Raw genomic sequence first — 8,507 nt, 5'->3', positions numbered from 1 at the left:
GCCGTGACCGAGGCCCTCGCGCGCGCCGCGCGTGAGATCGGTGACGCCCGCCAGGGAGACGGCCGCCACCTCGGGCCGGCCGGGCTCCATCGCGCGCAGCAGCGCCAAGGTGCCGCCGGCGGAGTGGCCCACCCACACGCCGGCCACGGGCCCCTGCCCGTACCAGCCCTGCTCGGTGAGCAGCTCGTCCACGGCCAGCAGGTCGGCGAGGCTTCCCATCGGGTTGCCCGGCTCACGGCGGTACTCCGGCAGGGCCACGCGGAACCCGTGGTCGGCCAGCACATGGGCGGCGGCCCGCAGGTGGGTGCGGTCGATGCCGGGGCGCCAGAAGCCGCCGTGCACCAGCACCGTGGCAGTGGTGGCCTCCTCGGAACCGAAGGTCTCCACCACCAGGCCGTGGCTGCCGATGTCCGTGCCCGTCGGCGGGGCGTGGTCCTCCAGGCGGGCGATGACCTCGTCCTCGAGCACGGCGGTGTCCTGCGGGTTCTCGGCCATGCCCCGCACGCTAGCGGGGTCCGGCGCTCACCGGGGCCGACCCCGTCCCCCCTCACCCCCTCCGCAACTCGCAGTTGTCAGGTGTCCACTTTGACGCGACACGCCGGGGATCCGCGCACATCGCAGTGATCAGGTGTCGAGATCGCCGGGGCGGGTGGCGCGGAGGCCGGCCGCGAGCGCCGCACCCCAGAGGACGAACAGCGGGTCCCACAGCAGCGCGTGCCCCGCGAGCGCCGGGTCCTGCAGCGTGCCGCCACCGGCCAGACCCGCCCAGGCTCCCAGCATCCCGGCACCGCCCCAGAGGAGCAGCACCCCGGCGCCTGCCCACGAGGCCACCCGGATCCACCGCGGGGCGGGCTGGCTGCGGTGCCCCCACCAGGGCACCACGGCACCGGCAGCCTTCGCGAGGGTGACGGCACCCAGCAGCGCGCGGGTCGAGGCGGCACCCTCCTCCTGCATCTCGACGGCGAAGTCACCCACCGTGTCCAGCAGCCACGTACCACCGAGGGTCCAGAACAGGCTGGCGGCGGCGTGGACCAGCCCGGCCAGCATGGCCGTGGTGAACCACACCCTCCCGTCGCTCATGGGTCCAGCCTGCCGGAGTCGCGCGATCCCGCGCCACAGTCTTCTCGCCGGTCAATCCCGCAGCAGTGGCAGCACGTGGTCGGCCAGCAGCGGGGCCAGGAGCTCGGGGGCGATCTCGGCTTCGAGCGCGCCGGCATCCACCGGGAGCCAACGCAGCTCGTCGATCTCGGCGGCCGCCCGAGGCTCCCCCTCGGGACGGGCGTGGAAGACGGTGCTCTTCAGGAGGCGGCCCGGCTCATTGGCCGCCGGGCCGGAGAAGGCGCCGAGCAGCTGCATCGATGCGGGGTCCACCCGCAGCCCGAGCTCCTCACCCAGCTCCCGCGCCCCGGTCTGCGCCGGCGACTCCCCCGCCTCGGGCTTGCCGCCGGGCAGCATGAAGCGCTCGGTGCCGCGCTTGCGGACGGTGAGGACGCGGCCGGCGCCGTCGCGGACCACCACCCCGGTGACGACGATGGGCGGCTGGTCGGCGGACGTCGCAGTCATGGTCGCGAGGGTAGCGGCGGCGCCCGCTCAGTAACCGGTGCGGCCGTCGACGACCTCGCGCAGCAGGTCCGCATGCCCCAGGTGCCGGGCGTACTCCTCGATGAGATGCGCGTACACCCAGCGCAGGTTCACCGGGTCCCCGTGGCGGGTGCCGGCGACCGGGGCGTCGAGGTCGGTGACCCCCGCACACCAGGCGCGGGCGCGGTCCACCGCATCGGAGAAGGCGGCGACATCCTGTACGGCGGTCGCGGCCCCGGCATCGAGGAAGTCCCCGTCCGGTGAGGCGGGGGTGGAGTAGACGTCCGGCACCTCCGCACCCGCGACGACCTCACCGCACCAGTACAGCTCCACCTCGGTGAGGTGGCGGACGATGCCCGCCAACGACAGCGTCGATGGGGGGACCGCGCGCTGGGCGAGCTGCTCGCCGGTGAGCCCGCCGACCTTGAGCGGCAGGGTCTGTCGGTACAGCTCCACCCACCACTCGAGGTTCTCCCGGTCGCCGGCGAGGAAGGCCTGGTCGGGTCGGGTGTCCGGCGGGTCGGGGGTGGTGGCGGGGAGGTTCGGCGCTGCGGTGGTCATGGGGGGAGGCTCGCCGCTGGGGCACTGCCGGTCAAGCGGGTTTCACGGCGCCTGGGTGATGCCGTGCACGGCGGTGGCCACAGTGCGGGCGGCCAGGGCGTCGACCACCTCGTCCGGTGCGCTGCGCAGCGGGCCGGAGACGACCAGCATCGAGAACCCGTGCACGGCCGACCAGCACGGCGCCTCTGCGCCCTCGCGCAGCTCAGCGGCCAGCGAGCCGTCGGCGACCATGCGGTCGAGGGCATCGGACAGGTGCAGGAAGGGGGTGAGGCCCGAATCGCCAGCGGCCCGGGGGTCGGCGGAGAGCTCGAGGTCCGCCGGCTCGGTGAAGGCCGTGCGGAACAGCCCGGGCTCGGCCCGTGCGGCCTCGATGTAGGTGCGCCCCACGGCCGTGAGGTGAGCCGCCCCATCGGCCTGCGCGGGGAGGCCGGCCCGGGCGGCGTCCATCGCGCGGGCCACGGCCGCCTGGGCCCGGAAGGTGACCTCCTGCACCAGGGCGGCGCGGTCGGCGAAGTGGCGGTAGGCCGCGTTCGCACTCACGCCCACCTGGCGGGTGAGCGCCCGCATCGTCAGTGCCTCCGGACCCTTCTCCCGGGCCACGGCCTCCGCCTGCTCGATGAGGGCGGCGCGCAGGTCGCCGTGGTGGTAGCCCCCGCGCGGGGCGGGGTTCTCACCGGGATCGGATGGGGGGCTTGGCACGGGACTCCTTGATGTGTACGGTGAACACATCCTACATGTGGACACCGTTCACATTCCTCTGAAGGGACCTGCACCATGACCGCACGCACCACCACCCAACGCGCCGGGACGCCCATCTGGCGGGACTTCTGGACCACCAACCCCGACGGCACGGCCGCGTTCTTCCGTGCCCTGTTCTCCCGGGAGGTCGAGCCCGGACTGATCGCCATGGACATCCCCGCTGGTGGCCCGGAGATGGGCGGATACACCACGGCCCAGATCGACGGGCGCCATGTGTTCGGCATCGGCCCGGCACTGCCGTGCGGGGTCGACGTGGCCGCGGTCTTCCTGGCCACCGACGATGCCGACGTCACGCACGCGAAGGCCCTGGAGCTCGGGGCGACCGAGGAGATCGCGCCCACCACGGTGCCGGACCATGGACGCTTCTCGGCGATCGTGGACCCCGCCGGGGCTCTGGTGGCCTTCTACGAGAGCCACGGGATGCTGGGCTACGGCGCGGTCGACGAGCTGGGCTTCCCCTGCTGGCAGGACCTGCTGACCCCGGACGTGGCGGCCGCCGAGGCGTTCTACGGCGAGCTGTTCGGGTTCACCTTCGACCACCAGATGGCGCCCTACTCGGTGGCGCAGCTGGGTCAGGACGGGATCTTCGGCATCGGGCCGTTGGAGGCCGGCGCCGAGGCACTGTGGGTGCAGTACACGCTGGTGCCGCAGCTCGACCCGGTGCTGGCGAGGGCGCGTGAACTCGGTGCCGGGCAGGTGGGTGAGGTGATGGAACTCGAGTTCGGTCGCTCGGCGCACCTGACCACCCCGGCGGGTGCGGCGTTCGGGCTGTTCGAGGGCTCGGAGGAGATGCAGCACCAAGTTCCCGAGGGTTGACCCGATCCCCCGCGTGCGCCCGCCGGACCTCCACATGTTCGTCAACCACCGACGGCCCCCTGCAGCGCCTGCCCGGTCGTAGTGCCGGCATGCACCATGTCGACACCGAGGCGCCAGTGCACCACCTCACCAACCCGGTGGCTTTCACTGGTCCACGACGAGGACCCTTCGGACTGGCTCACCACGTCGGGGGGCTCGTTCGCCACATCGGGACATCCGGCGGCCCACGCCCGACTGGCGCCCATCACCCGAAGATCAGACACATTGAGCCGTGGCGAGGATCCCTCCCATTGACGGCAACAAGCAGCTCGAGCGCGCGTCCTCCTTGTCGGCCATCGCCGCCATGTCCGAACCCACCAGCCGCGCCTACTTCTGCCGAAAGCGCGCCCAGGGCAAGACGCACGACGCCTCCCCGATCTGCCTGGCTCGACGTCGGCGCGATATCCCGCACGCCATGCTCCGAGACGGCATCACCCGGCGCAGCCGCTTGGCGAATCCCATAGTGACACCCCCCTTGACACTCCCGCACTCCCCAAGTATCTTGAAGCTCTCGGGATCATCCCATACGTAACTTCTGCGCATCCTTCGCGAACGTCACCCTCCCGGGATCGCCGTTCCCAATGTTGTCTGCAACCTAAGGTTGCCTGCAACTTTTTCGAAAGGATGCTTCATGTTGCGTTCCCTGTCCACGATCACCGTGATCTCCTTAGCGTTGGCCGCACCCACCGCTGCTGCACCCACCGCTGACACACCGACCCAGCCATCTGGAATGGGGGCCGCCGAGTTGGCCACCCTTGTCACGCAAATCAACGAGAGCCAAGTTGCCGACGGGAGCATCCAGACGATCGGCGCATACTCTACCGCCGACGCCGAGACCAATGCGCAGTCCGTAAGGGCCGAGGCGAACAGGGTCGACGCCATGTATGACGCCATGCAGGAGGACGGTAGCCTCCTGGTCGTGAAGACGCAGTCGGCTGCCGTCTCCACCACCGCGCTCGAGGGCGGTCGCCTTGTCACGCTGCACACGGTCCGCACCCTGAACACTGGAACGACGTGGGAGGAGATGGAAACCTTCGTTATCGTCGACGAGGCCACGCAAGGCGTTCCGGCAGGTACGTTCTTTGCCGTCTCCCCTGAGATCGTCCGAACGGACCCCTCAGTAGCTTCCATGGCAGATTCACTCGGCATCGACTACACCGACGAGTCAGTAGAACCGTCCGACACCGAGTTGCCCCCTCTGCCGCCGGCCTTGCAGGTTCCTTCATCCTCGACGCGTCCCACCGGGGGCACCGCGGCGGGCATCTACACCGGATACTCGAACGTAGCCAACAACACCACCGTGCGCGACTACGGTCGCCGGCACGCCCTCTCCAGGAACAGCGCCTACAAGCCGTTCTCGAACGACTGCACCAGTTTCATCTCGCAAGCCCTTAAGGCAGGCGGGTGGCGGACCCGAAACGGGTGGTACAGAGACGACACGACGTGGTACTACTCTGGCGGCCTCGCGGTCAAGGCAAGTTGGACTTGGGCAGGCGCAGAGAACTTCTACCGCTTTGCCCGCAACAAGTCTGGCCAGGCAGGGCGACTCCCCAACGTCTATGACCTGCGCAATGGTGACATCCTGCAGTACAAGGAAGGTGGGTCGGCCAACATGAACCACACCATGGTGGTCACAAAGATCGATAACGGGGTCCCACTGCTCTCGTACCACACCACCGACACCCTCAACAAGCCCTTCACCGCCATGGGTAAGTCGGGACGCACATGGTTCGCCACCGCTGTCTGATCCGCATTACACTGATCGCGGCCCTGACAGCAGCCTCCATCACGGGGTGCTCCCAGGGCACGTGCGGGAGCGGGCGGGAGACGCCCACCGAGGTGGTCTCGGCCCTGTTGAAGGAAACCGGCCCCGAAGCCACTGTGGACTCGGTCTGTGAGTTCTCCGGGGAGGGCTTCGAGCCCAAGACCAGCAACTGGTTGAACGCCGTGCGCGAGAAGGCTGGAGGCGCTGACGCCGCCTCCGAGCTCACGGTCCGCGAGCTGACCGGGGAGCAGATGGCCCGCAACCACCAGGTGCAGGTCAGCACCGCCGACGGCCCCGTCGCGACGGTCACCGTGTGGGACGTGAGCGAGGACGGGGACCGTTACGTCGTGCAGCCCCACGACGAGGACATCCCCCGCTGAGCGGCGACCCTATCGACCGACGAGGCCCGGCCCCACCAGGGAGACCGGGCCTCGTTGGCCACGGTCACCGCGTCAGGCCGTGGCGGTCTTCAGCGCGCGGCCGGTGGCGGTGTCGGCCAGCGTGAGCTCCGCGGGGGTGCCGGTGAAGACCACCTCGCCGCCCTGGCGACCGGCGCCGGGGCCCACGTCGATCACGTGGTCGGCCTGGCTCACAACGTCCAGATTGTGCTCGATGGCGATGACGGTGGCCCCGCCCTTCACCAAGCCCTGCAGCATGTCCACCAGCTTCGCGGTGTCGGCCATGTGCAGGCCCGAGCTCGGCTCGTCGAGCACGAAGATGTCCGACTCCTTGAGCTGCGCGGCCAGCTTGAGGCGCTGGCGCTCACCACCGGAGAGGGTGGGCAGCGGTTGGCCGAGGCGGATGTAACCCAGGCCCACGTCCAGCATCCGCGTGATGAGGGTCCTGGCCTTGCCGCTGGTGAAGACCTTGGCGGCCTCCTCCACGGAGAGGTCGAAGACGTCGGCGATGGACAGGCCCTGGTACTCGTACTCCAGCACATCCTCGCGGAAGCGACGCCCGCCGCACACCTCGCACGGGGTCGGCGCGGCATTCTGCAGGGCGATCTCGGGGTAGATCACGCCGGCGCCCTTGCACTCGGGGCAGGCGCCCTCGGAGTTCGGGCTGAACAGCGCCGGCTTCACCCCGTTGGCCTTGGCGAACTCGCTGCGGATGGGGTCGAGCAGGCCCGTGTACGTGGCCGGGTTGGAACGGCGCGAGCCCTTGATGGGCGACTGGTCGATCACCAGCACGTCGCCCCGCTTGCCCAGGCTGCCGTGGATGAGCGAGCTCTTGCCCGAACCCGCCACACCGGTCACAGCCACGAGAACGCCGGTCGGCACGTCGACGTCGACGCCCTTGAGGTTGTTCGTGGTCGCGCCGCGGATCTCCAACGCGCCCTTCGGGGTGCGCACGTCGTCGCGGAGGGTGGGGCGGTGCTCGAGGTGCTGGGCGGTCACCGAGTCGCTGCCGGCCAGGCCCTCGAAGGGGCCGGCGTAGACCACCTCGCCACCGGCCGTTCCCGATCCGGGGCCGATGTCGATGACGTGGTCGGCGGCGGTGATGACCGCGGGCTTGTGCTCCACCACCAGCACGGTGTTGCCCGCATCGCGCAGGGAGCGCAGCAGACCCACCATCTGCTCGATGTCGTGCGGGTGCAGGCCCACGGTGGGCTCGTCGAAGACGTAGCTGATGTCCGTGAGCGACGAGCCCAGGTGGCGCACCATCTTGATGCGCTGCGCCTCCCCACCAGAGAGGGTGGACGACGCGCGGTCCAGGGAGAGGTAGCCCAAGCCGATCTCCGTCATCGCCTGCAGCATGCCGGTGAGCTTGGCGAGGGTGGGCTTGAGGCTCGGCTCGTCGAGGCCGGCGACCCACTGGGCGAGCTCGTCCACCTGCATCGCGCTCACCTCGGGCAGGGTCCTGCCGTGCACGGTGGCGGTGCGGGCGGCCTCGTTGAGGCGCGTGCCGTGGCACTCCGGGCAGGCGGCGGTGGTGGAGATCCTGTCGCGGTAGGCCTTGATGTGGGCCTGCTTGGGCTCGCGGTCGCCGAACCACGTGCGGCGGATGCGCACGATCAGACCCTCGTAGGTCATGTTGATGTCGCCGATCTTGACCTTGGTGGCGTCCTGGTACATCAGCCAGTCCCACTCCTTCTGGGAGTAGTCGCCCACCTTCTTGGCCGGGTCCAGGCCGCCGGACTCCGCGTAGTTGCGCCAGCCCCAGGAGTCCACCGGGTAGCCCGGCACGAGGATCGCACCGTCGTCCAGGGAGAGGTCGCGGTCCACGATGAGGTCCTCGTCGAGGCTGGCGACGGTGCCCAGCCCCTCGCACTCGGGGCACATGCCGCCGATCACCTCGAAGGTGGCCTTCTCGCCCTTCTTGGTCTCGCCCTTGGCGTTCTTCTTGTCCACCTTGAGGATTCCCGACCCCGAGGAGCTGGCGACGTTGAAGCTGAACGCCTGCGAGCCACCCACGTGGGGCTCGGAGAGGTGGCTCCAGACGATGCGGAGCATCGCGGCAGCATCGGTGGCGGTGCCGACGGTGGAGCGCGCGTTGGTGCCGATGCGCTCCTGGTCGACGATGACGGCGGCGCTGAGGTTCTCGAGGGAGTCGACGTCCGGGCGGGGGTTGGACGGCATGAACTGCTGCACGAACGAGGGGTACGTCTCGTCGATGAGGCGGCGAGACTCGGCCGCGAGCGTGCCGAAGACCAGGGAGGACTTGCCCGAGCCGGACAGGCCCGTGACCACGGTGAAGCGGCGCTTGGGGATGTCGACGTCGACGTCCTTGAGGTTGTTCACACGGGCGCCGCGCACCCGGATGGTGTCGTGGCGGTCGGCGGCGTGGGCGGACTGCTGGTCCTGGGTCACGGGGCGAGCCTATGACCCCGCGGGGACAACCTCGGGCGGCGTTGTGGGGCAGGGGTTTTGAGGAGGGCTCCAGTGTTGCTGGCAGGGCGGGTCAGGGGTTGGGGACGAGTTCGGTGACCAGGGTGGTGGGGGTGAGGGTGGCGGGGTCGCCCTTCACGGTGACCTCGATGCCGAGG

At 70.0% G+C, this 8,507-nt stretch carries 9 protein-coding genes; 3 read left to right on the top strand and 6 right to left on the bottom strand.

Annotated features, from left to right (window positions below):
* The 5 genes from HMPREF3099_RS11200 to HMPREF3099_RS11180 all read right to left on the bottom strand — a co-directional run.
* Nucleotides 1-495: alpha/beta hydrolase (locus tag HMPREF3099_RS11200; RefSeq protein WP_141762150.1), on the bottom strand; the 495-nt coding region annotated here is incomplete at its 3' end.
* Nucleotides 496-624: 129 nt separating this feature from the next.
* The gene (locus tag HMPREF3099_RS11195) at nucleotides 625-1,080 is read right to left on the bottom strand and encodes a DUF3995 domain-containing protein (RefSeq protein WP_070706130.1); all 456 of its coding nucleotides are present in this window, start codon (nucleotides 1,078-1,080) and stop codon (nucleotides 625-627) included.
* A gap of 51 nt (nucleotides 1,081-1,131) precedes the next feature.
* The gene (locus HMPREF3099_RS11190) at nucleotides 1,132-1,563 is read right to left on the bottom strand and encodes an NUDIX hydrolase (RefSeq protein WP_070706128.1); all 432 of its coding nucleotides are present in this window, start codon (nucleotides 1,561-1,563) and stop codon (nucleotides 1,132-1,134) included.
* Nucleotides 1,564-1,590: 27 nt separating this feature from the next.
* A complete protein-coding gene (locus HMPREF3099_RS11185) occupies nucleotides 1,591-2,142 on the bottom strand; it encodes a DinB family protein (protein WP_070706126.1) in 552 nt (183 codons plus the stop codon).
* Between the two features lie 42 nt (nucleotides 2,143-2,184).
* Nucleotides 2,185-2,841 carry a TetR/AcrR family transcriptional regulator gene (locus HMPREF3099_RS11180; protein WP_237769852.1) on the bottom strand — a complete coding sequence of 219 codons (657 nt, stop codon included), beginning with the start codon at nucleotides 2,839-2,841 and terminating at the stop codon, nucleotides 2,185-2,187.
* Between the two features lie 75 nt (nucleotides 2,842-2,916).
* Between HMPREF3099_RS11180 and HMPREF3099_RS11175 the strand changes: the two genes are divergently transcribed.
* The 3 genes from HMPREF3099_RS11175 (at nucleotide 2,917) to HMPREF3099_RS11165 (ending at nucleotide 5,901) form a co-directional block, all read left to right on the top strand.
* Nucleotides 2,917-3,717 (top strand): VOC family protein, encoded by an 801-nt coding sequence (locus tag HMPREF3099_RS11175; RefSeq protein WP_070706123.1) that lies wholly within the window; start codon nucleotides 2,917-2,919, stop codon nucleotides 3,715-3,717.
* A 670-nt stretch (nucleotides 3,718-4,387) separates the two neighbouring features.
* Nucleotides 4,388-5,503, top strand: coding sequence for an amidase domain-containing protein (locus HMPREF3099_RS11170; protein ID WP_070706121.1), 1,116 nt, complete (start codon nucleotides 4,388-4,390; stop codon nucleotides 5,501-5,503).
* A gap of 134 nt (nucleotides 5,504-5,637) precedes the next feature.
* A complete protein-coding gene (locus tag HMPREF3099_RS11165) occupies nucleotides 5,638-5,901 on the top strand; it encodes a hypothetical protein (RefSeq protein ID WP_070706119.1) in 264 nt (87 codons plus the stop codon).
* Between the two features lie 72 nt (nucleotides 5,902-5,973).
* Here the strand turns inward: HMPREF3099_RS11165 and HMPREF3099_RS11160 are convergent, their stop codons facing one another.
* On the bottom strand, nucleotides 5,974-8,331 hold the full coding sequence (locus HMPREF3099_RS11160) for an excinuclease ABC subunit UvrA (RefSeq protein ID WP_070706117.1): 2,358 nt from the start codon (nucleotides 8,329-8,331) through the stop codon (nucleotides 5,974-5,976).
* Nucleotides 8,332-8,507 lie beyond the last annotated feature (176 nt).

The organism is Kytococcus sp. HMSC28H12, assembly GCF_001816045.1.
GTDB classification, from domain to species: domain Bacteria; phylum Actinomycetota; class Actinomycetes; order Actinomycetales; family Dermatophilaceae; genus Kytococcus; species Kytococcus schroeteri.
This window is presented reverse-complemented; position numbering and strand designations above follow the sequence as displayed.